Origin of the sequence: Streptomyces sp. CA-251387, from assembly GCF_050936625.1 — a bacterium.
Lineage (GTDB): Bacteria > Actinomycetota > Actinomycetes > Streptomycetales > Streptomycetaceae > Streptomyces.
Genome location: NZ_JBNJMJ010000001.1, coordinates 5,952,955 through 5,978,019, shown reverse-complemented (window position 1 = coordinate 5,978,019; position 25,065 = coordinate 5,952,955). Strand labels below are relative to the sequence as shown.

Genomic DNA, 25,065 nt, shown 5'->3' with positions numbered 1-25,065 from the left:
CCGATACGCTGACCGCATGACTGATCAGCCCCGCCGCCGACTCGTCCTCGCCTCCCAGTCCCCCGCCCGGCTCAATCTGCTCCGGCAGGCCGGCCTGGACCCCGAGGTCATCGTGAGCGGCGTCGACGAGGACGCCGTCACCGCGCCCACCCCCGCCGAGCTGGCGCTGGCCCTGGCCGAGGCGAAGGCCTCCGTCGTGGCGGCGAAGCCGGAGGTCAAGGGCGCCATCGTGATCGGCTGCGACTCGGTCCTCGAACTGGACGGCCAGGCCCTGGGCAAGCCGGCGGACGCCGAGGAGGCCACGGCCCGCTGGAAGTCGATGCGCGGCCGCGCGGGCACCCTGCAGACCGGCCACTGCATCTACGACACCCTCACCGGCCGGTACACCTCCGCCACCGCCTCCACGGTCGTCCGCTTCGGCGAGCCGACCGACGAGGAGATCGCGGCGTACGTCGCCTCCGGCGAACCCCTCTACGTCGCCGGGGCGTTCACGCTGGACGGCCGTTCGGCTCCGTTCATCGACGGCATCGACGGCGACCACGGCAATGTGATCGGCATCAGCCTGCCGCTGGTACGGCGGCTGCTGAGCCAACTGGGCATCGGCATCACGGAGTTGTGGGCGCCGGCGGAGGCGTGACGGGCGAGCCGCCCGCCGGGGAGCCGTCGTCGCCCTTGCCGCCGTCGGGAACGGCGTCGGCGGGCTCCCCGGGCGCGCCCTGGGCGTCGTACGTCATCAGCAGCAGCACGATGAGGCCGAGGACGACGACCATGAACAGGAACGCCGTCCAGCCCACCAGCCCCCAGGCGAACGCGCCCAGCAGCCCGTGCACCACGGCCGCGCTGATCAGCAGGATGCGCCCGAAGCCGACCGGCGCGCGGTCGCGCACGGCCACGAGCAGGGCGACCAGCCCGCACAGCGCGAAGTAGGCGCCGAAGACCAGGCCGCCGATCTTCGAGGACAGCGACATCACATCCGGGTCCAGCCCCGCGAGCGACATGTCCTGCCGGTCGACGACGACCCCGAGGAACCACTGCACCGCCGCGATGCCGAGCCCCTCGACGAAGAGGACGACCGCCACCACCCACGCCACCGGCCTGCGTACCACCGGCCCCCACCCACTCTCGAGTCGAACCCTTGTTACCCGAAGTACGTTCGATACATCGCGAACGCTACTAACGGGTAAACCCTGGGACAAGGGTTCTGCGGGCGGCAAAGAATCATTGGGCCATTCGTAGGGATTCCACAAAGAAACCGAGTGGCCCGCAGCACGTGATGACAGAGACCTTGACCACAGCGGAGGGCTAGGGTTTGCCGGGAGAGACCTGCGTGCCGAGGCGCGACATGGGATTTCGCAGGTCGAGCGAGCCTGGAATCACGCTCCGTGTGGGCAAGCTCACCACTGGGGACGGGTCGATGTGTCGTGTCGGCAGTCCCTAAACTCGGCTTGTTTCAAGGAGGGAGCCTCAATCGTGCGCAAGGTGCTCATCGCCAACCGTGGCGAAATCGCTGTCCGCGTGGCCCGGGCCTGTCGGGATGCCGGGATCGCGAGCGTGGCCGTCTACGCCGACCCGGACCGGGACGCTCTGCATGTCCGCGCCGCGGATGAGGCGTTCGCCCTGGGCGGTGACACCCCGGCCACCAGCTATCTGGACATCGACAAGGTCCTCAAAGCCGCGCGCGAGTCCGGGGCGGACGCGATCCATCCGGGCTACGGCTTCCTGTCGGAGAACGCCGACTTCGCCCAAGCCGTCCTGGACGCCGGGCTGATCTGGATCGGCCCGCCGCCGCAGGCCATCCGCGACCTCGGCGACAAGGTGGCCGCCCGGCACATCGCCCAGCGGGCGGGCGCCCCGCTCGTCGCCGGTACGCCCGACCCGGTCTCGGGCGCCGAGGAGGTCGTGGCCTTCGCCGAGGAGCACGGCCTGCCGATCGCCATCAAGGCCGCCTTCGGCGGTGGCGGACGCGGCCTGAAGGTCGCCCGCACCCTCGAAGAGGTCCCCGAGCTCTACGACTCCGCCGTGCGTGAGGCCGTCGCCGCCTTCGGGCGCGGGGAGTGCTTCGTCGAGCGCTACCTCGACAAGCCGCGCCACGTCGAGACCCAGTGCCTGGCCGACCAGCACGGCAACGTGGTCGTGGTCTCCACCCGTGACTGCTCGCTGCAGCGCCGGCACCAGAAGCTGGTCGAGGAGGCCCCGGCCCCGTTCCTGTCCGACGAGCAGGTCGCCGAGCTGTACTCGTCCTCCAAGGCCATCCTGAAGGAGGCCGGCTACGTCGGCGCCGGAACCGTGGAGTTCCTGGTGGGGGCGGACGGCACGATCTCCTTCCTGGAGGTCAACACCCGTCTGCAGGTCGAGCACCCGGTCACCGAAGAGGTCGCCGGCATCGACCTGGTGCGGGAGATGTTCCGCATCGCCGACGGCGAGGAACTCGGCTACGACGACCCGCCGCTGCGCGGCCATTCCTTCGAGTTCCGCATCAACGGCGAGGACCCCGGCCGCAACTTCCTGCCGGCCCCCGGCACGGTGACCGCCTTCAACCCGCCGACCGGCCCGGGCGTGCGCCTGGACGCGGGCGTGGAGTCCGGCTCCGTGATCGGCCCGGCGTGGGACTCGCTGCTGGCCAAGCTGATCGTCACCGGCGCCACCCGCGAGCAGGCCCTGCAGCGCGCGGCCCGTGCGCTGGCCGAGTTCCAGGTCGAGGGCATGGCCACCGCGATCCCGTTCCACCGCAAGGTGGTCACCGACCCGGCCTTCGCCCCCGAACTCACCGGCAGCCAGGACCCCTTCACGGTCCACACCCGCTGGATCGAGACCGAGTTCGTCAACGACATCAAGCCCTTCGCCGCCCCCGCCGACGCCACCGAGGCGGAGGAGGAGGCCGGGCGTGAGACGGTCGTCGTCGAGGTCGGCGGCAAGCGCCTGGAGGTCTCCCTCCCGGCCTCCCTCGGCATGACCCTGGCCCGCACCGGCCTGGCCGCCGGGGCCAAGCCCAAGCGCCGCGCGGCGAAGAAGTCCGGCCCGGTGGCTTCCGGCGACACCCTCGCCTCCCCGATGCAGGGCACCATCGTCAAGGTGGCCGTCGAGGAAGGCCAGGAGGTCAAGGAAGGCGACCTGGTCGTCGTCCTCGAAGCGATGAAGATGGAACAGCCCCTCAACGCCCACAAGTCCGGCACCATCAAGGGCCTGTCGGCCGAGGTCGGCGCCTCCCTCACCTCCGGCGCACCCATCTGCGAGATCAAGGACTGAGCCGTACGAGGATTTCGTACGACGTCCCGGAGCGCCCGGCGGACTGGAGCAGCCAGTCCGCCGGGCGCCTCGTTTCCCGGGACTGTCCGCCCTCGGTGGCATCCTGGAGGCACACCGGGGCGCGAGAGAGGGCAGGTGGGAACCATGGTGGGCGCGACCTCACGCGGAGGTGCGGGGAACGGGGGTGCGGCGGCGCTGCCGGCCCCGCCGCGCACCATGCGGGCCGATGCCCGCCGCAACTACGAGCGCCTGCTCACCGAGGCCCGTTCCGCCTTCGCCGAGCACGGCACGGACGCGTCGCTCGAGGACGTGGCCCGTCGGGCGGGCGTAGGCATCGGCACGCTGTACCGCCATTTCCCCAACCGGGACGCCCTGTTGAGCGCCGTCTTCGAGGACGCGGTCGGCGACCTGCTGACCCGCTCCCACGAACTCCTCCACGCCCCGGAGCCCTGCGCGGCCCTGGTGACCTGGCTGCGCGAGATGGTCACCCACGCCGGCGAGTACCGCGGCCTCGCCCACGCCCTGATGTCCGTCTCCCACGACCAGTCCTCGGCCCTCGCCCGCTGCAGCGACCCCATCAGACAAGCGGGCGGCGCACTGCTGGCCCGGGCACAGCAGGCGGGCACGGTCCGGGAGGACGTGGCGATCGGCGACCTCCTCCAACTCACACACGCGATCGCATTGGCGGCGGAGGAGACACCGGGGGATCCGGAGCTGGCGGACAGGCTGCTGCGCCTGACTCTGCGGGGTTTGAAAAGCGGTTGAAGACAGCCGCCCCAGGGGCAGCCGACCCCGGGGCGCGGGGAACTGCGCGACCAGCCACGAACCACCCGCACCCGCGCAACAACACGGACCCCTACGGCGAAGCGGCGCCGAAACCTGACGTCAACGCCGCCGCAAATCCGCGACCCGCGCCCGCTCCCGCTCCGTCGGCCCCTGCTCACCCAGCACCGCCGCGGCGGGCCGCAACCCCTGCCCCCGCCTAGGCCCCGGCAAGGGGCGTCGCCGCGCCGGGACCTCGTCACCCCCCGACGCCCCCGTCGCCCCCGCGACGGCGATCTGCACCCCCTGATCGGCGAGGGCCTGCAGCTCGGTGTGGGCGCGGTCGTCATGGACCGGCGGTTCGTCGGTGACCAGACGGGTGATGACTTCCGTGGGCACCGTCTGGAACATCGTGTCCGTGCCGAGCTTGGTGTGATCGGCGAGGACGACGACCTCCGAGGCCGCCTGGACGAGCGCCCGGTCGACGGACGCCGAGAGCATGTTGGACGTGGACAGCCCGCGCTCGGCGGTGAGGCCGCTCCCGGAGATGAAGGCCCGCGACACCCGCAGCCCCTGCAGGGACTGCTCGGCACCGCTGCCCACCAGGGCGTAGTTCGAACCGCGGAGCGTACCGCCGGTCATCACGACTTCGACCCGGTTGGCATGGGCCAACGCCTGCGCCACCAGAAGGGAGTTGGTGACGACGGTCAGACCGGGGATGCGCGCGAGCCGGCGTGCCAGCTCCTGCGTGGTGGTTCCCGCCCCGACGACGATCGCCTCGCCCTCCTCCACGAAGTTCGCGGCGAGGTCGGCGATGGCCGTCTTCTCGGCGGTCGCGAGATGTGACTTCTGCGGAAAGCCGGACTCCCGCGTGAACCCGCCCGGCAATACCGCACCGCCATGCCGGCGGTCGAGGAGTCCTTCTGCCTCCAGTGCGCGCACGTCCCGCCGTACGGTCACTTCGGAGGTCTGGACGACGCGGGCGAGCTCACGGAGCGAAACCGCTCCATTCGCTCGCACCATTTCGAGGATCAATTGGCGACGTTCTGCAGCGAACACGAAACTGACAGTAACCCCAACGACCGTCTGGTTTCAGCAGTTTGCGCCGAATAACAGAAGTTGTTCGCACGCAAGGGCGAGAAGTGGTATAGGGCCTAGTCCCGCCGCCTATGCCGTACGCATGGTCGACAACTCCCCGTGACCAGCGAGGAGTTGGTTCTGGCCGTCAGAGTTCGCCGCCGGACTTCCGCGTGTGCAGCTGCCGTGCCACCTCGGCGATCGAGCCCGAAAGGGAGGGGTACACGGTGAAGGCGTTCGCGATCTGTTCGACCGTCAGATTGTTGTCGACCGCGATCGAGATCGGGTGGATCAGTTCCGAAGCGCGCGGCGACACGACCACACCGCCGACCACGATGCCGGTACCCGGCCGACAGAAGATCTTGACGAAGCCGTCCCGGATGCCCTGCATCTTGGCGCGCGGGTTGCGCAGCAGCGGCAGTTTGACCACCCGGGCGTCGATCTTGCCCGCGTCCACGTCCGCCTGCGTGTAGCCGACGGTGGCGATCTCCGGATCGGTGAAGACGTTCGACGACACAGTCTTCAGATTCAGCGGGGCCACCGCGTCGCCGAGGAAGTGGTACATGGCGATACGTCCCTGCATCGCCGCGACGGAGGCGAGGGCGAAGACTCCGGTGACGTCACCGGCGGCGTAGACCCCGGGAGCCGTGGTCCTGGACACCTTGTCGGTCCAGATGTGCCCGGAGTCGCGCAGCTTGACGCCGGCCTCCTCCAGGCCCATGCCCTCGGAGTTCGGGATGGCGCCGACGGCCATGAGGCAGTGGGTGCCGCTGATGACACGCCCGTCGGCGAGGGTGACCTCCACCCGGTCGCCGACCCGCTTGGCGGCGGCGGCACGCGAGCGCGCCATGACGTTCATGCCGCGGCGCCGGAAGACGTCTTCGAGTACGGCGGCGGCGTCCGGGTCCTCACCCGGCAGCACGCGGTCCCGCGACGACACGAGGGTGACTCGCGACCCGAGCGCCTGGTAGGCACCGGCGAACTCGGCACCGGTGACACCGGAGCCGACCACGATGAGCTCCTCGGGCAGCTCGGTGAGGTCGTAGACCTGGGTCCAGTTCAGGATGCGCTCGCCGTCGGGCTGGGCGTCGGGCAGCTCACGAGGGTGCCCACCGGTGGCGATGAGCACCGCGTCCGCGGTGAGCGTCTCCTCGGTCCCGTCCGCGGCCCGCACCACGACCTTCCGTGACCCGTCGAGGGCCTGCATGCCCTCCAGCCGCCCACGCCCGCGCAGGACCCGGGCACCGGCACGCGTCACCGAAGCCGTGATGTCATGCGACTGCGCGAGAGCGAGCCGCTTCACACGCCGGTTGACCTTGCCCAGGTCGACCCCCACGACACGCGCGGGCGTGTCGAGGTACGGCGTGTCGTCGGCGACGATGATGCCGAGCTCCTCGTACGAGGAATCGAAGGTCGTCATCACCTCGGCCGTGGCGATCAGAGTCTTCGACGGCACGCAGTCGGTGAGCACCGACGCCCCGCCCAGACCGTCGCAGTCGACGACGGTCACCTCCGCGCCGAGCTGCGCGGCCACCAGCGCCGCTTCGTATCCGCCGGGTCCGCCACCGATGATCACGATCCGAGTCACGTACTCCATTGTCCCGCACGCATCACAGTGCGACCGCCTGGGGGGCCGCCCGAGACACCACTGTTACGGGAGGGACCGACGATTCCCCTGCCGTACCCTCTGTCCATGTCGCTCTACGCCGCCTACGCCGGCAATCTCGACGCGCGGCTGATGACCCGCCGCGCCCCGCACTCGCCGCTGCGCGCCACCGGCTGGCTGAACGGGTGGCGGCTGACCTTCGGGGGCGAGCAGCTCGGCTGGGACGGCGCGCTGGCGACGCTCGTCGAAGAGCCGGGCGAGCAGGTCTTCGTCGCGCTGTACGACATCGCGCCGATGGACGAGGAGTCCCTCGACCGCTGGGAGGGCGTCGGCCTCGGCATCTACCGGCGGCTCCGGGTCCGCGTGCACACGCTGGAGGGCGAGGAGCCGGCCTGGGTGTACGTGCTGAACGCCTACGAGGGCGGGCTGCCGTCGGCGCGCTACCTGGGCGAGATCGCGGACGCGGCGGAGTCGGCCGGGGCACCGCACGACTACGTGATGGAGCTGCGGAAGCGGCCCTGCTGAGCCCCTCGGCACCCGCACCCGCGCCTGCCTCTCCTTCCCTTCTCTCCCCTCCCTTCGTTGGAAACGACAAGACAACGATCGCCATCCCGTGAGCTCTGTCATCTACGCGCGTAGGCCCAGACCGGCTACCCTCAGTCGCGTGAACGCATCTCTTCTTCCGGACGACATCCAGGGCGATCCCCACGCCGCCGCCGACGCCGCCGCCGCGCGCCTGCGCGAACTCACGGGCGCCGAGACCCACGACGTCGCCCTCGTGATGGGCTCCGGCTGGGCTCCGGCCGTGGACGCCCTGGGCGCACCCGAGGCCGAGTTCCAGGTCACCGAGCTGCCCGGGTTCCCCCCGCCCGCGGTGGAAGGGCACGGCGGAAAGATCCGCTCCTACCGGATCGGCAACAAGCGCGCCCTGGTCTTCCTGGGCCGCACGCACTACTACGAGGGCCGTGGCGTGGCGGCCGTGGCCCACGGCGTCCGTACCGCGGTCGCCGCCGGCTGCAAGACGATCGTCCTCACCAACGGCTGCGGCGGCCTGCGCGAGGGCATGCGCCCCGGCCAGCCGGTCCTGATCAGCGACCACATCAACCTCACGGCGACGTCCCCGATCATCGGCGCCAACTTCGTCGACCTCACCGACCTCTACTCCCCGCGCCTGCGCGCCCTGTGCAAGGAGATCGACCCCACGCTGGAGGAGGGCGTCTACGCCCAGTTCCCCGGTCCGCACTACGAGACGCCGGCCGAGATCCGGATGGCGCGGGTCATCGGGGCGGACCTGGTAGGCATGTCGACGGTGCTCGAAGCGATCGCGGCGCGTGAGGCGGGGGCCGAGGTCCTGGGCATCTCGCTGGTCACCAACCTCGCGGCGGGGATGACGGGTGAGCCGCTGAACCACGAGGAGGTTCTGCAGGCGGGCCGTGACTCGGCTACGCGGATGGGGTCGCTGCTGGCGCAGGTGCTCGGGCGGCTGTGAGGCGTTGCGGGGGCTGACGCCGGGTGTTTCTCGCCCCCGCCGCCCCTACCCGTCCCATCCTTGAAGGAGCTCCGCCCCTTCCACCCCGCCAGGGGGCTCCGCCCCCTGGACCCCCGCTCCTCAAACGCCGGAGGGGCTGACTTACCCAGCCCGTCCGGCGTTCGAACACGAAGCCCCGCGCCATCCCCAGCCCCCACCCACCCGCCGGGGACTCTGCTCCTCGACGGCCGGTCGGCATCTCTCAGCCCGTCCGGCGTTCGAGGACGAGGGCACCACCATCCCGAACCCCCACCCACCCCCGGGGAGCGGCCACCTCATCGACGCTGGTCCGCATCCCTCAGCCCGTCCGGCGTTTGAGGACGAGGCCCCTTCAGGGCCGAAGCGGGGGTCTGGGGGCGGCAGCCCCCAGGAACGGGGTCGAAGGGGCAGCGCCCCTGGAGGATGGGACGGGTAGGGGCGGCGGGGGCGAAACCCTGCGGACCCGCACCACTCCGCTCCGAACGACACGAACGAGAGGTTGACCGACGTGCACGACGATCTCATCGCCCGAGCCCAGGCCTGGCTCGCCGAGGACCCCGACCCGGAGACCCGCGACGAACTCGCCAAGCTCATCGAAGCCGCGGACGTCGAGGAGCTCGCCGCACGCTTCAGCGGCACCCTCCAGTTCGGCACGGCAGGCCTGCGCGGAGAGCTCGGCGCCGGCCCCATGCGCATGAACCGCACGGTCGTCATCCGCGCCGCGGCCGGCCTCGCCGCGTACCTGAAGAAGAACGGCCACGAAGGCGGCCTCGTCGTCATCGGCTACGACGCCCGCCACAAGTCGGAGGACTTCGCCCGCGACACGGCCGCCGTGATGACGGGCGCGGGCCTGCGCGCCGCCGTACTCCCCCGCCCCCTCCCCACCCCCGTCCTCGCCTACGCCATAAGGCACCTCGGCGCGGTCGCCGGCGTGGAGGTCACCGCCAGCCACAACCCGCCCCGCGACAACGGCTACAAGGTCTACCTCGGCGACGGTTCCCAGATCGTCCCGCCCGCGGACATCGACATCGCGGAAGAGATCGCCGCCGTCCCGTCCCTGACCGTCGTCCCCCGTCCCACCGAAGGCTGGGAAACCCTCGACGACAGCATCCTGGACGCCTACCTCTCCCGCACGGACGCGGTCCTGTCCGCCGACTCCCCCCGCACCGCCCGCACCGTCTACACGGCGATGCACGGCGTCGGCAAGGACGTCCTCCTCGCCGCGTTCGAACGCGCCGGCTTCCCCGCCCCCGACCTCGTCACCGAGCAGGCCGACCCCGACCCGGACTTCCCCACCGTCGCCTTCCCCAACCCGGAAGAGCCCGGCGCGATGGACCTCGCCTTCGCCAAGGCCCGCGAGACCGCCCCCGACCTCGTCATCGCCAACGACCCCGACGCCGACCGCTGCGCCGCGGCCGTCAAGGACGGCGAGGACTGGCGGATGCTGCGCGGCGACGAGGTCGGCGCGCTCCTCGCCGCCCACCTGGTGAGCCGCGGAGCGCAGGGCACCTTCGCGGAGTCCATCGTCTCCTCCTCCCTCCTCGGCCGTATCGCCGAGAAGGCGGGGCTGCGGTACGAGCAGACCCTCACCGGCTTCAAGTGGATCGCCCGCGTCGACGGCCTGCGCTACGGCTACGAGGAGGCCCTCGGCTACTGCGTCGACCCCGAGGGCGTACGCGACAAGGACGGCATCACCGCCGCCCTGCTCATCACCGAGCTCGCCTCCGTCCTCAAGGCCGAGGGCCGCACGCTCCTCGACCTGCTCGACGACCTCGCCGTGGAGCACGGCCTGCACGCCACCGACCAGCTCTCGGTGCGCGTCCAGGACCTGTCGGTCATCGCCGACGCCATGCGCCGACTGCGCGAACAGCCGCCGACCGAGCTGGCCGGACTGCCCATCACCCGCGCCGAGGACCTCACCCGGGGCACCGAGACGCTCCCGCCCACCGACGGCCTGCGCTACACCCTCGAGGGCGCCCGCGTCATCGTCCGCCCCAGCGGCACGGAACCCAAGCTGAAGTGCTACCTGGAGGTCGTCGTCCCGGTCGCGACCCACGCCGACCTCCCGGCCGCCCGCGCCAAGGCGACCGACCTGCTCACGACGATCAAGCGGGACCTGTCGACAGCGGCGGGCATCTGAGCCATACGCGATCCGCGGGGTCGCACTCGCCCCCCACGGGGTGCCCCCACCCGGCGGCACCCCATCGGGTGATTTCCCCACGGCGGTTGACCCGGGCTCCACGCCCCGCCCCACCGCCCGGGCAACGGTGGAGCGGAAACGCACCACCGAGCAGCCTGGAGCCGCCGCCGTGTCCTCGACCGCATTCCGGCCGACACCCCGAGCGACCAACGCCCCCGGCACCGACCTCCACTCCGGCTCCCCGCCCCCACCGCTCCGGCGCGCTCTGTCCGCTCCGCTGCGCGCCCTGCGCCACGCGGCCCCCGCCCTCCTCGCCTACCTCGCCGTACGCGGCACGGGCCTGCTGCTCCTCGCCGACTGGGCGCACCGGCAGCGGCACGGCGTCTGGCCGATCCTGGCGACGCAGTGGGACGCCGACTGGTATCTCGGCATCGCCGACCACGGCTACGCGCGCGAGCTCGGCACCGCGCCCAGCGCCAACAACCTCGCCTTCTTCCCGCTCTACCCGGTCCTGGTCAAGGCGGTCGCGGCGGTCACGCCCGGCACCCGCGCCAGCACCGGCCTCGCCCTCGCCGTCCTTGCCTCCCTCGTCGCCGCGTGGGGCGTGTTCGCCCTCGGCGACCGGCTGCACGGCCGCCGGGTCGGCGTCCTCCTCACCGTCCTGTGGGCCGCGTTCCCGGTCGGCCTCGTGCAGTGGATGGGCTACACGGAGTCCCTGTTCACGGCGCTCGCGGCCTGGTCGCTGTACGCCGTGCTCACCGGCCGCCTCCTCACCGCGGCCTGGCTCGCGGCACTGGCGGGCCTGACCCGCCCCACCGGCATCGCGGTGGCGGCGGCGATCACGGTGACCGCCCTGCTCGCCCTGCGCCGCCGCTTCTCCCTCCGTACCCTCGCGGCCGCCGCGATCGCGCCCCTCGGCTGGTGCGGATACGTCGCCTGGGTGGGCCTGCGCGTCGGCCGCTGGGACGGCTACTTCGCCGTGCAGCGCCTGTGGCACAACGAGCTGGACGGCGGCCTCGAGACCCTCCGCTGGATGCGGCGGCTCCTGGCGTACGACCCGACGCCCGAGCTGTTCCTGGTGCTGGTGACGCTCACGCTGATCGGATCCGTGGTGCTGTTCGGGCTGTCGGTGTGGGACCGGCAGCCGGTGCCGCTACTGGTCTTCACGGCCGTACTCCTGGCGATCGTCCTGGGCAGCGGCGGCGTCTACTTCCCCCGCGCCCGCTTCCTCCTGCCCGCCTTCCCGCTCCTGCTCCCCCTCGCCCTGCACCTGTCACGCGCCTCCGCCCGCCACCGCACCCTGGCCCTCGCGGCGGCGGTCATCGGCTCGGCGTACTGCGGCGCGTACATGGCGTTGGTGTGGCCGAGCGCGCCGTGATGCCCTACGTGCGAGCGGAGCCGGGCGCCTGGAAGGCCCGCCGGTCGGGTCTCTCAGGGCATGGTCAGCAGGATCAGCAGCAACACGGCCCCCGCGATCGCGGGTCCCACCACCTCGTAGGCCCACCGCACGGTGACCTCACCCTGCGCGGACTCCGCGTTCTCCCGGCGCTCCAGCAGTTCCCGCAGGTCGTCCATGACCTGGTCGGTCTCGGCCCGTACCGGCCCGTGAGCGTCCGTGTCCGCCCCAGGGGCCCCGAACTCGAGCCTGTCCACACTCAGTCCCTCACGGCCGCGGCCGCCTCGCTCACCCCGTGTGCCGGTGCTCCGCTCCACGGCCGCCCGGGACGACCGGCGCGCCGCCTTCTTGCGGGCCCGCAGCGAGACGGGAAGCGCCCAGAGCTGGAACTTGGTGCCGGACTTGGCGACGACCTCGTTCGAGTAACCGGACCGCAGCGAGGCGATCTGCCCCCAGGGCAGCACGATCACGCGCAGGGGGTTGCGGATGCGCAACCGGTCCTCGTTGGCGTAGACGGCGGGCCGCAGGGTGAAGGCGGACACCAGCGGCACGATCAGGATCAGCGCCGCGAGAGCCAGCCATTGGGTGCGCCCCTCGCCCCGCACCAGCGCGTCGATGCCGAGCCAGAGCACGACGGCCAGCAGCAGGACGCCGCCGACGATGCCCATGTGCGAGCGGTAGACCCGGTCCTTCGACACGGGGTCCGGTGAGGGTGACTGAGGCTCGGGGGTCGTCATGAGGCCGATTCTGCCCGACGCCTCGGACGCCGCTCATCCGCACCACCCCCCGCACAAGATGAGCACCCGGGCCTGTACAGCTGCTACGCGCGTAGATATGCTCGTCTGGTGACCATGCCCACCAATGCACCCACCGCAGCTCACACTCTCTCGGACGTCACCGCGTCCGACAGCACGCTGCGCCGCTTCCTCCACGGGCTGCCCGGCGTCGACGCGGTCGGCCTGGAGGCGCGGGCCGCGTCCCTCGGTACCCGTTCCATCAAGACGACCGCCAAGGCGTACGCCATCGACCTCGCCATCTCGATGGTCGACCTGACGACGCTGGAAGGCGCGGACACCCCGGGCAAGGTCCGGGCGCTCGGCGCCAAGGCGGTCCACCCCGACCCCACCGACCGTACGACCCCGGCGACCGCGGCCGTCTGCGTCTACCCCGACATGGTCGCCACGGCCAAGGCGGCCGTCGCCGGCTCGGGCGTGAAGGTCGCCTCCGTCGCCACCGCCTTCCCGGCCGGCCGCGCCGCCCTCGACGTGAAGCTGGCCGACGTGCGCGACGCCGTCTCGGCCGGCGCGGACGAGGTGGACATGGTCATCGACCGCGGGGCGTTCCTCGCGGGCAACTACATGAAGGTGTACGACGAGATCGTCGCCGTGAAGGAGGCCTGCGGGGCGAGCGCCCGCCTCAAGGTCATCTTCGAGACCGGCGAGCTGTCGACGTACGACAACATCCGGCGGGCGAGCTGGCTCGGCATGCTGGCGGGCGCCGACTTCATCAAGACGTCCACCGGCAAGGTCGCCGTCAACGCCACCCCCGCGAACACGCTCCTTATGCTGGAAGCGGTACGCGACTTCCGTGCCCAGACCGGCATCCAGGTCGGCGTGAAGCCGGCCGGCGGGATCAGGACGACCAAGGACGCCATCAAGTTCCTCGTCCTGGTCAACGAGACCGTCGGCGAGGACTGGCTGGACAACCACTGGTTCCGCTTCGGCGCCTCCTCGCTCCTGAACGACCTGCTGATGCAGCGTCAGAAGCTGGCCACCGGCCGCTACTCCGGCCCCGACTACGTGACGGTGGACTGATCACCATGGCATCGGCATTCGAATACGCACCGGCCCCCGAGTCCCGCGGAGTCGTCGACATCGCGCCCTCGTACGGCCTGTTCATCGACGGCGAGTTCACCGAGGCCGCCGACGGCAAGGTCTTCAAGACCGTCTCGCCGTCCACCGAGGAGGTCCTCTCCGAGATCGCCCAGGCCGGCGAGGCGGACGTGGACCGCGCGGTGAAGGCCGCCCGCAAGGCCTTCGAGAAGTGGTCGGCGCTGCCCGGCTCCGAGCGCGCGAAGTATCTGTTCCGCATCGCCCGGATCATCCAGGAGCGCAGCCGCGAGCTGGCGGTCCTGGAGACCCTGGACAACGGCAAGCCGATCAAGGAGACGCGCGACGCGGACCTGCCCCTGGTCGCCGCGCACTTCTTCTACTACGCGGGCTGGGCCGACAAACTGGAGCACGCTGGCTTCGGCGCGAGCCCGAGGCCGCTCGGCGTCGCCGGCCAGGTCATCCCCTGGAACTTCCCGCTGCTGATGCTGGCGTGGAAGATCGCCCCGGCCCTCGCGACGGGCAACACGGTCGTCCTGAAGCCGGCCGAGACCACCCCGCTCTCCGCCCTGTTCTTCGCGGACATCTGCCGCCAGGCCGGGCTGCCGAAGGGCGTCGTCAACATCCTTCCCGGATACGGCGACACGGGCGCCGCGCTCGTCGCGCACCCGGACGTCAACAAGGTGGCGTTCACCGGCTCCACGGCTGTCGGCAAGGAGATCGCCCGCACGGTCGCCGGCAGCCGCAAGAAGCTCACCCTCGAGCTCGGCGGCAAGGGCGCCAACATCGTCTTCGACGACGCCCCGATCGACCAGGCGGTGGAGGGGATCGTCAACGGGATCTTCTTCAACCAGGGCCAGGTCTGCTGCGCGGGCAGCCGTCTGCTGGTCCAGGAGTCGATCCAGGACGAGCTGCTGGACTCCCTCAAGCGCAGGCTCTCCACGCTCCGCCTCGGCGACCCGCTGGACAAGAACACCGACATCGGCGCGATCAACTCCGAGGAGCAGCTCTCCCGCATCACCACGCTCGTCGAGCAGGGCGAGGCGGAGGGCGCCGAGCGCTGGTCCCCGGCCTGCGAACTGCCCGAGAGCGGCTACTGGTTCGCCCCGACGCTCTTCACGAACGTCACCCAGGCGCACCGGATCGCCCGCGACGAGATCTTCGGCCCGGTCCTGTCGGTCCTCACCTTCCGCACGCCGGACGAGGCCGTCGCCAAGGCCAACAACACCCCGTACGGCCTGTCGGCGGGCGTCTGGACGGAGAAGGGGTCGAGGATCCTGGCCGTCGCGAACAAGCTCCGGGCCGGCGTCGTCTGGTCCAACACGTTCAACAAGTTCGACCCGACCTCGCCGTTCGGCGGCTACAAGGAGTCGGGCTTCGGCCGCGAGGGCGGCCGCCACGGCCTGGAGGCGTACCTCGATGTCTGACAAGAACGACAAGACCGAGCGCGTCGAGCGGCTCTCCGTCTTCAAGACCTACAAGCTGTACGTCGGCGGGAAGTTCCCGCGTTCCGAGAGCGGCCGGGTGTACGAGGTGACGGACTCGAAGGGCAACTGGCTGGCCAACGCGCCCCTTTCGTCCCGTAAGGACGCCCGTGACGCGGTGGTCGCCGCGCGCAAGGCGTTCGGCGCGTGGTCCGGCGCGACGGCGTACAACCGCGGCCAGATCCTCTACCGCATCGCCGAGATGCTGGAGGGGCGCCGCGAGCAGTACGTCCGCGAAGTGGCCGACGCGGAGGGGCTGTCGAAGTCCAAGGCGGCCCAGGTCGTGGACGCGGCGATCGACCGCTGGGTCTGGTACGCGGGCTGGACCGACAAGATCGCCCAGGTGGTCGGCGGCGGGAACCCGGTCGCGGGCCCGTTCTTCAACCTCTCCTCTCCCGAGCCGACGGGCGTGGTGGCCGTCCTGGCTCCGCAGGAGTCGTCCTTCCTGGGCCTGGTCTCGGTGGTCGCCCCGGTGATCGCCACCGGCAACACGGCAGTCGTGGTCGCGTCCGAGAAGTCGCCGCTCCCCGCCCTCTCCCTCGGCGAGGTCCTGGCCACCTCCGACCTGCCCGGCGGTGTCGTCAACATCCTCTCCGGCCGTACGGCGGAGATCGCGACGCCTCTGGCCGCGCACCAGGACGTCAACGCGATCGACCTCGCGGGCGCCGACGACGTCCTGGCGAAGGAGCTGGAGATCGCCGCGGCGGACAATCTGAAGCGCGTCCTGCGTCCACAGCCTGTGGACGAGGTCGACTGGTCGGCAACTCCCGGCATCGACCGCATGACGGCGTTCCTGGAGACGAAGACGGTCTGGCACCCGACGGGGTCGCTGGGCGCGTCCGGCTCGTCGTACTGAGGACCTGAGGTCCTGATGGCCGACGGGCACCGAGACTGGAGAGCCGTGCTTCCCCGCCGTCCAGGGGAGGTGCGGCTCTCCGCTGTTGCCGGTGCGGAGGGTAGTCCGGTGAACGCGAGGTGTAGTCGGCGTGTGATGCGCGCATCAAACGAGGTCCGCCGGGTCGTTCTGCGCCCCGGCGATGCCTCACACTGGTGTCCCGTGAGTTCCCAACCGCCCATACCGACGCGAGTCGTGCTGCTCTGCGGCCCTTCCGGCTCCGGCAAGTCCCTTCTCGCCGCCCGCTCCGGTCTTCCGGTCCTGCGGCTCGACGACTTCTACAAAGAGGGCGACGACCCGACCCTGCCGCAGGTCCCCGGGAGCTCCGACATCGACTGGGACCACCCCGGCTCGTGGGACGCCGACACGGCCGTGGCGGCGATCGTGGAACTGTGCCGCACGGGCCGTACGCACGTGCCGCTGTACGACATCTCGCTCAGCGCCCGCACCGGCGCGGAGACGGTCGAGATCGGGCGGACCCCGCTGTTCATCGCGGAGGGCATCTTCGCCGCCGAGATCGTCACGCGCTGCCGGGAACTCGGCGTCCTGGCCGACGCGCTGTGCCTGAGCCGCGGCCCCGTGAAGACGTTCCGCCGCCGCTTCCTGCGCGACCTGAAGGAGGGCCGCAAGTCGGTGCCCTTCCTGCTGCGCCGCGGCTGGCGCCTGATGCGCCTGGAACGCTCGATCATCGCCCGCCAGACCGCCCTCGGCGCCCACGCCTGCGACCGGGACGAGGCCCTCGGCCGCCTCACCGCGGCCGCGGCGGGCCGCTGCCCGGCGGCGACTCCGGCCACCTGAACGAAGACGGCACCATCCGCGTCGTAGGACCGGCAAGAACGGTCCCCCGTGGAAAGGAAGCCGATGACCACTGTCCTCAGGTCCGGCCGACGGCTGATCATGGCGGCCCTGCTCCTCACCGCGGCCGTCGGCTGCGCGGAGTCAGGTGGTGCGGGCGGGGCGGCCGAGGCGTCGTGTGCGCACCTGGTCACCTACGACAGCCGCACCTACCTGGGCGTCGCCAACGTCGACTTCACCGTCGGCGAGAAGCTGGGCACCGCTACGATCCCGGCCTGCGACGACACCCCGAACGACCCGGGTGACAGTCGGCCGCAAGGCGAGGTCACCGCATACGCGGTCGAGGGGTTCGACCCCGACGTCGCCATCGCGGTCGGCGACACGCCCGCCGAGGCGACCCTCATGAAGGTGCGCTGACCGCACACAGCGAAGCGGGACCGGACGGACCCCCCGGCCCTCCAGCCCCGCTGTCGTTGTGCTCCCCCGTTTCCCCCGTGGTGGAGCACCCCCCGTTACATTCCCCCGTTGGTCCCCCGTGGGCCCCCCGACCCCCGTGGTCCCCCCCACTTGCTACCGCTCCCCCGAGCGGCCCCCCACGACCTTCAGGCGACAAGCTCCCCGAAGGCGTCCTCCTCGTCACGGCCGAAGCTGAGGACCTCGTCCTCACGCAGCCGGCGGAGCGACCGCCAGATGCTGGACTTCACCGTGCCGACACTGATGTCGAGGATCTCCGCGATCTCCGGGTCGGTGCGGCCCTCGTAGTAGCGCAGGACCAGCATCGTCCGCTGGAGTTCGGGGAGGCGGGCGAGCGCCTGCCACAGGACCGCGCGCAGCTCGGTGCCGCGCATCGCGTCCGTGTCGCCGGGCGTCTCCGGCAGTTCCTCGGTCGGGTACTCGTTCAGCTTGCGGCGGCGCCACGCGCTGATGTGCAGGTTGGTCATGGTGCGGCGGAGGTAGCCCCCGACCGCGGCCTTGTCGCTGATCCGGTCCCAGGCCTTGTACGTCGAGAACAGCGCGCTCTGGAGCAGGTCCTCGGCCTCGAAACGGTCACCGGTCAGGTGGTAGGCGGTTGCGTACAGGGAGGCGCGGCGCTCCTGGACGTAGGCGGTGAACTCCGCCTCCGACAGCGAGCGACGCCGCTCCCCCGAGTCCTCCCTGTACGCGGCTCCCCCGTGAGCTTCCCCCGTGAAACCGTCAACCACCGTCATGTACGCGGTGTGCTGACGCCCGGTGCCGCGAGCGCACCCCCGCCCGCTCACGGCACCGGACTTCTCCGAACCCCGGCCCCCGTTCACGTCGTGCAGCCGCGTGATAACCGCGCTGGTGCTGGTGCCGTGCAGCGTGTTCATCTCGCGCCCCCCGTCGTGGACTTCCGGTGTTCTGCTCGTGCGTCTTGCTGTGGTGCGTCTTGCTGTCTTGCCTGTGCCGAAAAGCTTGCCCGGGCACCTTCATGGCCGTGTCCGCCGACTGTCACAGACCTGTCACAGGGGCCTGTGTCAGAGGTGGCCCCCAGGCGCGGGACAGCGCGACCACAGAGAGGAGCGCTACGTGCGCGTAGCCGTACAGCTCGTACAGGTGTCGAAAGACCGCCTCGCATGGGCCAGAATGACCCCCGTGCCTTCCCTGTTGCTGATCGAGGACGACGACGCCATCCGCACGGCCCTGGAGCTCTCACTGACGCGCCAGGGACACCGTGTGGCCACGGCTGCCACCGGCGAGGACGGCCTGAAACTGCTGCGTGAGCAGCGGCCGGACCTGATCGTGCTGGACGTGATGCTGCCCGGCATCGACGGCTTCGAGGTGTGCCGCCGCATCCGGCGCACCGACCAGCTGCCGATCATCCTGCTGACCGCGCGCAGCGACGACATCGACGTCGTGGTCGGACTGGAGTCCGGCGCGGACGACTACGTGGTCAAACCCGTGCAGGGGCGGGTCCTCGACGCCCGGATCCGGGCCGTGCTGCGGCGCGGGGAACGGGAGTCGAACGACGCGGCGTCCTTCGGCAGCCTGGTCATCGACCGGGCGGCGATGACCGTGACGAAGAACGGCGAGGACCTCCAGCTGACCCCGACCGAACTGCGGCTGCTGCTCGAACTGAGCCGCCGGCCGGGCCAGGCCCTGTCCCGCCAGCAGCTGCTGCGCCTGGTCTGGGAACACGACTACCTGGGCGACTCCCGTCTCGTTGACGCCTGCGTGCAGCGACTGCGCGCCAAGGTCGAGGACGTGCCCTCCTCCCCCACCCTGATCCGTACGGTCCGTGGTGTCGGCTACCGCCTGGACGCGCCTCAGTGACCGACGCGCAAGGGGGTTTCCGCGGCTGGGTCGCGGCTCGCAAGGGAGTGTGGTCGAGGCTGCGTTTCACCAGCCTGCGACTGCGGCTGGTGGTCGTCTTCGGCCTGGTGGCGCTCACGGCCGCCGTATCGGCCTCCGGGATCGCCTACTGGCTCAACCGCGAGGCGGTGCTCAGGCGCACCCAGGACGCGGTGCTGCGCGACTTCGAGCAGGAGATGCAGAACCGCGCGGGCCTGCTGCCGCAGGAGCCGACGCAGGACGAACTGCAGCACACCGCCGGGCAGATGGCCAACAGCAGCCAGCGCTTCAGCGTGCTGCTCGTGGCCCGGGACGCCGACGGCAAGCCCGTCTACGGCAGCTCCGGCGGCCTGGACGGCTTCACGCTCACGGACGTGCCCAAGTCGCTGCGCACGGCGGTGAACGAGAAGCAGCAGGTGAACAACAAGTCCGAGTACCGCCTGTACTGGCAGCGGATCTCGGACGACGACACCCCGTACCTGATCGCCGGCACACGCGTGAACGGCGGCGGTCCGACCGGCTACATGCTGAAGTCCCTGGAGCAGGAGGCCAAGGACCTCAACTCCCTGGCCTGGTCGCTCGGCATCGCCACGGGCCTCGCCCTGATCGGCTCCGCGCTGCTCGCGCAGGCCGCCGCCACGACCGTACTGAAGCCGGTGCAGCGCTTGGGCGCCGCCGCCCGCCGCCTCGGCGAGGGCAAGCTGGACACCCGCCTGCGTGTCTCCGGCACGGACGAACTGGCCGACCTCTCAAGGACGTTCAACAACGCGGCCGAGGCGCTGGAGAAGCGGGTGGCCGACATGGCCGCGCGGGACGAGGCGTCCCGCCGGTTCGTGGCGGACATGTCCCACGAACTGCGGACCCCCCTCACCGCGATCACCGCGGTCACCGAGGTCCTGGAGGAGGAGCTGGAGGCGGAGTCCGGCTCGATGGACCCCATGATCGAGCCCGCCGTACGCCTGGTGGTCAGCGAGACCCGCCGCCTGAACGACCTCGTCGAGAACCTGATGGAGGTCACCCGCTTCGACGCGGGCACGGCCCGCCTGGTCCTAGACGACGTCGACATAGCCGACCAGATCACGGCGTGCATCGACGCCCGTGCCTGGCTGGACGCGGTCGACCTGGTCGCCGAGCGCGGCATCATGGCCCGCCTGGACCCCCGCCGTCTGGACGTCATCCTGGCCAACCTCATCGGCAACGCGCTGAAGCACGGCGGCTCGCCGGTCCGGGTCGCGATCCGTGAGGCGGACGACTCGATCGTGATCGAGGTACGCGACCACGGCCCCGGCATCCCCGAGGACGTCCTCCCCCACGTCTTCGACCGCTTCTACAAGGCCAGCGCCTCCCGCCCGCGCTCCGAGGGCAGCGGCCTCGGCCTGTCCATCGCCCTGGAGAACGCCCACATCCACGGCGGCGACATCACCGCCGCCAACTCCCCCGAAGGCGGCGCGGTGTTCACCCTGCGCCTGCCCCGGGACGCCTCGGAGCTGGCCCAGCAGACGAACGGCAACGAGGGCAACGGCAAGGGCGCCGGCGACGCGAAGAAGGGGGACGCCTGATGAACGTGCACGGCTCGGCGGGCGTTCCCGTCGCCGGCCCCGATGGGGCATTCCACGCGCGCGTAGACGCCACGCACACACGCGTACACCGCCTCCAGGCTGCCTCGCCCTCGCAAGGACACGCTCGCACAGCCCGCCGCGTCCTGACGGTCTCAGCGCTGGCCACCGCCCTCCTGACCGGCTGCGGCATACGGTCCACGGAGGTCCCGACCGACTTCGGCCCCGCGCCCTCGCGCGTGCACTGCTCCCTCTCCGAACCGAACGTGTCGACGCAGGCCTCGCGCGGGCTTCCGGTGCAGGTGTTCCTGCTATGCGGCTCGCAGCTGGTGGCGGTCGAGCGGACGGTACGGGTGCCGGACGGCACGGCGGACTCGGAGCGGCGCGTGCTCGTGGCTCAGGGCCTGCTCGACGCGCTGGAGGCCTCGCCGTCGGCCGACGAGAAGGAGGCCGGCTACACGACGGACGTCCGCGGCGCCATGAGCGTGAGCGGGCCGCGCCGCGACGACCCCGACGAGACGCTGCGCCTGAGCACGCCCCCGAGCAACCTCACGTCGTACGCCCTCGCCCAGATCGTCTGCACCTTCTCGGACTCGACGGCCGCTGAGGGCGACGGCTCGGTCATCCTGGGCGGCCCCACCGAGGCACCCCCACGCCGCTACGAGTGCACGGACGAGGTCCGCACGAGGCCGGGCACCAACGCGCCCCCGTCAACCGAGGTCACGGGGTGACTGCGTCGGCTGGGCCGGACCACCACGCACCGCGGCTTTCCCACGCTCGGCGTTGACGCGGGCCCTGCTGGGGGCCTGCGGCCCCCAGACCCCCGCTTCGGCCCTGAAGGGGCCTCGTCCTCAAACGCCGGACGGGCTGAAGTTGCCTGGACCGGCGTTGAGAGGCCACCGCACGACTGGTTGAGGCACCCCGGAGTTGGGAGGCGTACCCCCCACGAGCCTGCGGTCGCCGACGGCGGGGAGGGGACGTGCCGGGGGGTGCCCGCCCGCCCACCACCCGCACGGACGACCACACGCGCCCCGGCCCCACCGCCGGAGGCCCGTGTGGCGGACGCCTCACCCCGGTCCCACGTCTCCCGGAACCGATCCTGCCGGGGGGCGCGTCTAGGGGGGCGTGCAGCGTCAAGGCTCCATCGGCGGCAGCGCCGCGATCCGCATCCGTGCGACGGGGGGTGTGCTCCTGGTCGCGCATCTCGCGTTCGTCGCCTGGCTCACGCTGCGCCCCTTGGACGTCCCCTGGGTGATGCCGGCCAACCTGCGACCGTTCGCCGGAATAAGAGCAGACCTGGCCCTGGGCTGGCAGGAGGCCGCCCGCCGCATCATCGAGGGTCTCGCGCTGCTCGCCCCGCTGGGGGTACTGATCCCGATGACCCACGGCAGGCTCGACGCCTCCCCCCTCGGCTCCCTGGTCCGCACGGTCGCCGCCGGCGCCCTGATCTCGCTGGGCATCGAACTGCTGCAGACCGACGTACCAGGCCAGGTCGTGGACATCGACTCACTCCTGCTGAACACGGTCGGCGTGGCCCTCGCGCACGCGACGATCGTCCCCGCGGCCCGCGCCTGGCTCCGCCGCAGGTCCCGCCGCGCGCACCGGACGACAACCCTCCAGGAGGAGCCCACTCAGGGTCGGACCCCGACGATTCCCAGGGTCGGGATAGCTCCATAGAGTGACGCTTTGCCCGCTTCGTCGCCATAACGTGGATGTCAGATGAGGCAACCACTCGGAAGGCCCCACAAGGGGGGCCTTCGGCCGACGCTCGCGAAGGAGCCGCACCATGACCGCGCTCGCCCGACCCACCCATGGCCGCATGATCGGCGGAGTGTGCGCCGCGCTGGCACGGCGCTTCGGCACCTCCGCGACGACGATGCGCGTGATCTTCCTGATCTCCTGCCTGCTCCCGGGCCCGCAGTTCCTGCTCTATATAGCCCTGTGGATCCTGCTCCCCTCGGAGGACAAGGCGAACAAGGCACGCACAGCCTGGTGAACCACTAAGAACAGCCCGGCCGCTGGAAACAGCAGTCCCCCTGACCGGCCGACCCCGGTCAGGGGGAAGCACACGTGCGGCTCAGGCCGTCGCGAGCCGCTGCTGGGCCCGAGCCGCACGCGTTCCGAGGACGGTGATCGTCACGACGCCGAGCACCGCCAGCAGACCGACCCCGACGGTCCCGGCCCAGCCGCCCGCGTGGAAGGCGACGGCACCCACCGTGCTGCCCGCGCTGGAGCCGATGTAGTAGGCGGACTGGTACAGCGCCGAGGCCTGGGCGCGGCCGTGCGTCGCCGTCTTGCTGACCGCGGAGGACGCCACCGCGTGGCCCGCGAAGAAGCCGCCGGTGATGAGGACCAGTCCCAGCAGGACCAGCGGGAGGGAGCCCGCGAGGGACAGCAGCAGACCCGCGGCAGTCGTACCGCCCGCCGCGTACAGCGCGCCTCGGCGGCCCAGGCGGCCCACCAGCCGTCCCGCCGTCGACGCCGACACCGTACCGACGAGGTACACCAGGAAGATCGAGCCGACGATGCCCTGGGGAAGGCCGAACGGCGCTTCCGTCAGGCGGTAACCGATCACCGTGTACACGCCGCCGAAGACCGTCATGAACAGCGCGCCGATCGCGTACAGACGGCACAGCAGCGGGTCGGAGAGATGGCGTCGCACCGTACGCACGAGCACCCGCGGCCGCAGCGAGCCCGGCTTGAAGTGCCGCGGCGCCGGAAGCAGCAGCCGGAAGGCGACCGCACAGGCCACCGCGATCGCACCGATCACGCCGACCGCGACCCGCCAGCCCCACTCCTGCGCGACCCAGCCGGTGATGACCCGGCCGCTCATCCCGCCGACGCTGTTGCCCGCGACGAACAGCCCGATCGCCGTGACCAGCGCCTTCGGCCGGACCTCCTCGGCGAGATACGCCGTCGCAGAGGCCGGCAGACCCGCCAGCGCCGCGCCCTGGACCGCCCGCAGCACGACCAGGGCGGTCAGGTTCGGCGCGAAGGGGACCAGCAACCCGACGGTGACCGCGACGGCCAGCGACGCCGTCATGACCGTACGGCGTCCGAATCGCTCCGACAGCGCGCTCATGGGCAGTACGAACAGGGCCAGACCGCCCGTCGCCGCCGCCACCGTCCAGCTCGCCTCGCTCGGCGCCACCCCGAACTCGCCGGAGATCAGGGGCAGAAGGGCCTGCGTGGAGTAGAGCAGCGCGAAGGTCGCGACACCGGCGAGGAAGAGGGCGAAGCTCATCCGGCGGTAGCCGGGGCCGCCCGGGGCCATACGGGAGTCGACGACAGGGACAGCGGGTGCGGCGCCCACGGTGGTGGACGCCCCGGTACTGGCGGGAGACATGCTTCGAAGCTACGTACGGCCCTACTCATCCGTCCAATGCATGAACTCGCCATAATCGTTCCCATGCCGCATCAACACAGCTCACAGCCTCGCCTGTCACCATCCAGTGACACAGAAGACATGACAGACCTGTCGAGGTTGCTCGCCCCCCGCCTCGCCTACTTCGCCGGTGTCGCCCGCACCGAGCACGTCACCCGCGCCGCCCAGGAGATGCAGGTCCCGCAGTCCACGCTCTCCCGTGCCATGGTGCGCCTGGAACAGGACCTGGGCGTCGACCTGTTCGCCCGCCACGGCCGTACGGTCTCCCTGACCCCCGCCGGCCGCACCTTCCTCGCCTCCGTGGAACGCGCCCTCGCCGAGATCCGGCGCGCCGCCGACGAGGTACGGGCCGACGCCGACCCGGCCACCGGCAAGGTCGCCTTCGGCTTCCTGCACACCATGGGCGCGGAAACGGTCCCCGGCCTCCTCCACGCCTTCCGCGCCGACCACCCGCGCGTCCGCTTCAGCCTGGTCCAGAACTACGGCGAGGCGATGATCGAACGCCTGCGAGCGGGCGAACTGGACCTGTGCCTGACCTCCCCGGTCCCGGACGCCCCGGACCTGGTGGCCCGCCGCCTCGACGAACAAAAGCTCCGCCTGGTCGTCCCCGCAGACCACCCTCTCGCCACCCGCAAACGCATCCGCCTGGCAGAGGCGTCGGACGAGATCTTCGTCACCCTGGAACCCGGATACGGCCTCCGCCGCATCACCGACGACCTGTGCAAGGAGGCGGGCTTCAAGCCACGCATCGCCTTCGAGGGGGAGGAGGCGGAGACGCTGCGGGGGCTGGTGGCGGCGGGCCTCGGAGTCGCTCTCCTGCCCCCACCGGCAGTACCACGCCCGGGGGTGGCCGAGCTGACGGTCACGGCCCCACGCGCGGCACGCGAAATCGGCGTCGCCTGGCTGGCCGACCGCCCGGACACACCCCCAGTGGCAGCCTTCAAGAAGTTCTTGCTCTCAAGAAGGGGCAGCCTATTGCCCTGAAGGGGCGCGGGGCTGTGTCAATATGCGGCTCCGCCGCGTGGGCGCGAGCAACCACGAACCACCTGCACCCGCCGACGAAACAACCACCCCAAC

Annotated in this window: 24 protein-coding genes; 18 read left to right on the top strand and 6 right to left on the bottom strand. The window is 71.3% G+C overall.

Annotation, left to right across the window (positions count from 1 at the left end):
- Positions 1-16 precede the first annotated feature (16 nt).
- Entirely contained in the window at positions 17-637 is a 621-nt protein-coding gene (locus ACQEV2_RS26905) for a Maf family protein (protein ID WP_433046588.1), read from the top strand.
- Here the strand turns inward: ACQEV2_RS26905 and ACQEV2_RS26900 are convergent.
- On the bottom strand, positions 606-1,106 hold the full coding sequence (locus tag ACQEV2_RS26900) for a hypothetical protein (protein WP_433046585.1): 501 nt from the start codon (positions 1,104-1,106) through the stop codon (positions 606-608). The two genes, ACQEV2_RS26905 and ACQEV2_RS26900, sit on opposite strands and share 32 nt — an antisense overlap.
- 364 nt (positions 1,107-1,470) lie before the next feature.
- Here ACQEV2_RS26900 and ACQEV2_RS26895 point away from each other — a divergent pair, with 364 nt between their 5' ends.
- Together ACQEV2_RS26895 and ACQEV2_RS26890 are read left to right on the top strand one after the other, a co-directional pair.
- Entirely contained in the window at positions 1,471-3,246 is a 1,776-nt protein-coding gene (locus ACQEV2_RS26895) for an acetyl/propionyl/methylcrotonyl-CoA carboxylase subunit alpha (protein WP_433046582.1), read from the top strand.
- A 144-nt stretch (positions 3,247-3,390) separates the two neighbouring features.
- Entirely contained in the window at positions 3,391-4,011 is a 621-nt protein-coding gene (locus ACQEV2_RS26890; protein WP_433046579.1) for a TetR/AcrR family transcriptional regulator, read from the top strand.
- A 120-nt stretch (positions 4,012-4,131) separates the two neighbouring features.
- On the opposite strand, the gene ACQEV2_RS26885 is transcribed toward ACQEV2_RS26890, so the two are convergent.
- Together ACQEV2_RS26885 and ACQEV2_RS26880 are read right to left on the bottom strand one after the other, a co-directional pair.
- The gene (locus ACQEV2_RS26885; RefSeq protein ID WP_433046576.1) at positions 4,132-5,067 is read right to left on the bottom strand and encodes a DeoR/GlpR family DNA-binding transcription regulator; all 936 of its coding nucleotides are present in this window, start codon (positions 5,065-5,067) and stop codon (positions 4,132-4,134) included.
- Between the two features lie 166 nt (positions 5,068-5,233).
- A complete protein-coding gene (locus tag ACQEV2_RS26880; RefSeq protein WP_433046573.1) occupies positions 5,234-6,682 on the bottom strand; it encodes an NAD(P)H-quinone dehydrogenase in 1,449 nt (482 codons plus the stop codon).
- A 96-nt stretch (positions 6,683-6,778) separates the two neighbouring features.
- On the opposite strand from ACQEV2_RS26880, the gene ACQEV2_RS26875 reads away from it, so the two are divergent.
- The 4 genes from ACQEV2_RS26875 (at position 6,779) to ACQEV2_RS26860 (ending at position 11,716) form a co-directional block, all read left to right on the top strand.
- Positions 6,779-7,216, top strand: coding sequence for a gamma-glutamylcyclotransferase (locus tag ACQEV2_RS26875; RefSeq protein ID WP_003998392.1), 438 nt, complete (start codon positions 6,779-6,781; stop codon positions 7,214-7,216).
- Between the two features lie 139 nt (positions 7,217-7,355).
- Entirely contained in the window at positions 7,356-8,180 is an 825-nt protein-coding gene (locus tag ACQEV2_RS26870) for a purine-nucleoside phosphorylase (protein ID WP_217209247.1), read from the top strand.
- Between the two features lie 526 nt (positions 8,181-8,706).
- Positions 8,707-10,338 carry a phospho-sugar mutase gene (locus ACQEV2_RS26865; RefSeq protein ID WP_433046569.1) on the top strand — a complete coding sequence of 544 codons (1,632 nt, stop codon included), beginning with the start codon at positions 8,707-8,709 and terminating at the stop codon, positions 10,336-10,338.
- Positions 10,339-10,507: 169 nt separating this feature from the next.
- On the top strand, positions 10,508-11,716 hold the full coding sequence (locus ACQEV2_RS26860; protein WP_433046566.1) for a hypothetical protein: 1,209 nt from the start codon (positions 10,508-10,510) through the stop codon (positions 11,714-11,716).
- Positions 11,717-11,769: 53 nt separating this feature from the next.
- Here ACQEV2_RS26860 and ACQEV2_RS26855 read toward each other — a convergent pair whose 3' ends face one another.
- A complete protein-coding gene (locus ACQEV2_RS26855; protein WP_433046563.1) occupies positions 11,770-12,471 on the bottom strand; it encodes a PH domain-containing protein in 702 nt (233 codons plus the stop codon).
- A 114-nt stretch (positions 12,472-12,585) separates the two neighbouring features.
- On the opposite strand from ACQEV2_RS26855, the gene deoC reads away from it, so the two are divergent.
- The 5 genes from deoC (at position 12,586) to ACQEV2_RS26830 (ending at position 17,154) form a co-directional block, all read left to right on the top strand.
- Positions 12,586-13,548 (top strand): deoxyribose-phosphate aldolase, encoded by a 963-nt coding sequence (deoC, locus tag ACQEV2_RS26850; protein ID WP_433054785.1) that lies wholly within the window; start codon positions 12,586-12,588, stop codon positions 13,546-13,548.
- 5 nt (positions 13,549-13,553) lie between these two features.
- Positions 13,554-14,990 carry an aldehyde dehydrogenase family protein gene (locus ACQEV2_RS26845; protein ID WP_433046560.1) on the top strand — a complete coding sequence of 479 codons (1,437 nt, stop codon included), beginning with the start codon at positions 13,554-13,556 and terminating at the stop codon, positions 14,988-14,990.
- Positions 14,983-15,903 (top strand): aldehyde dehydrogenase family protein, encoded by a 921-nt coding sequence (locus ACQEV2_RS26840; RefSeq protein ID WP_433046557.1) that lies wholly within the window; start codon positions 14,983-14,985, stop codon positions 15,901-15,903. The genes ACQEV2_RS26845 and ACQEV2_RS26840 overlap by 8 nt, the downstream gene beginning before the upstream one ends.
- 135 nt (positions 15,904-16,038) lie before the next feature.
- Positions 16,039-16,740 (top strand): uridine kinase family protein, encoded by a 702-nt coding sequence (locus ACQEV2_RS26835; protein ID WP_433046554.1) that lies wholly within the window; start codon positions 16,039-16,041, stop codon positions 16,738-16,740.
- A 63-nt stretch (positions 16,741-16,803) separates the two neighbouring features.
- Positions 16,804-17,154 (top strand): DUF6281 family protein, encoded by a 351-nt coding sequence (locus ACQEV2_RS26830; RefSeq protein WP_433046551.1) that lies wholly within the window; start codon positions 16,804-16,806, stop codon positions 17,152-17,154.
- Positions 17,155-17,339: 185 nt separating this feature from the next.
- On the opposite strand, the gene ACQEV2_RS26825 is transcribed toward ACQEV2_RS26830, so the two are convergent.
- Positions 17,340-18,086, bottom strand: coding sequence for a SigE family RNA polymerase sigma factor (locus ACQEV2_RS26825; protein WP_398820795.1), 747 nt, complete (start codon positions 18,084-18,086; stop codon positions 17,340-17,342).
- Positions 18,087-18,351: 265 nt separating this feature from the next.
- Here ACQEV2_RS26825 and afsQ1 point away from each other — a divergent pair, with 265 nt between their 5' ends.
- The 5 genes from afsQ1 to ACQEV2_RS26800 all read left to right on the top strand — a co-directional run bounded on the left by afsQ1 (position 18,352) and on the right by ACQEV2_RS26800 (position 22,599).
- Positions 18,352-19,029 (top strand): two-component system response regulator AfsQ1, encoded by a 678-nt coding sequence (gene afsQ1 / locus ACQEV2_RS26820; protein WP_062722075.1) that lies wholly within the window; start codon positions 18,352-18,354, stop codon positions 19,027-19,029.
- Positions 19,026-20,606 carry an ATP-binding protein gene (locus ACQEV2_RS26815; protein ID WP_433046546.1) on the top strand — a complete coding sequence of 527 codons (1,581 nt, stop codon included), beginning with the start codon at positions 19,026-19,028 and terminating at the stop codon, positions 20,604-20,606. The genes afsQ1 and ACQEV2_RS26815 overlap by 4 nt, the downstream gene beginning before the upstream one ends.
- A complete protein-coding gene (locus tag ACQEV2_RS26810) occupies positions 20,606-21,334 on the top strand; it encodes a hypothetical protein (RefSeq protein ID WP_433046543.1) in 729 nt (242 codons plus the stop codon). The genes ACQEV2_RS26815 and ACQEV2_RS26810 overlap by 1 nt, the downstream gene beginning before the upstream one ends.
- 394 nt (positions 21,335-21,728) lie before the next feature.
- Complete coding sequence (locus ACQEV2_RS26805) at positions 21,729-22,280, top strand: VanZ family protein (RefSeq protein WP_433046540.1); 552 nt, start codon at positions 21,729-21,731, stop codon at positions 22,278-22,280.
- 109 nt (positions 22,281-22,389) lie between these two features.
- The gene (locus tag ACQEV2_RS26800) at positions 22,390-22,599 is read left to right on the top strand and encodes a PspC domain-containing protein (protein WP_433046537.1); all 210 of its coding nucleotides are present in this window, start codon (positions 22,390-22,392) and stop codon (positions 22,597-22,599) included.
- 81 nt (positions 22,600-22,680) lie between these two features.
- On the opposite strand, the gene ACQEV2_RS26795 is transcribed toward ACQEV2_RS26800, so the two are convergent.
- Entirely contained in the window at positions 22,681-23,949 is a 1,269-nt protein-coding gene (locus tag ACQEV2_RS26795; protein ID WP_433046529.1) for an MFS transporter, read from the bottom strand.
- A gap of 63 nt (positions 23,950-24,012) precedes the next feature.
- Between ACQEV2_RS26795 and ACQEV2_RS26790 the strand changes: the two genes are divergently transcribed.
- A complete protein-coding gene (locus ACQEV2_RS26790; RefSeq protein WP_433046526.1) occupies positions 24,013-24,972 on the top strand; it encodes a LysR family transcriptional regulator in 960 nt (319 codons plus the stop codon).
- Positions 24,973-25,065 lie beyond the last annotated feature (93 nt).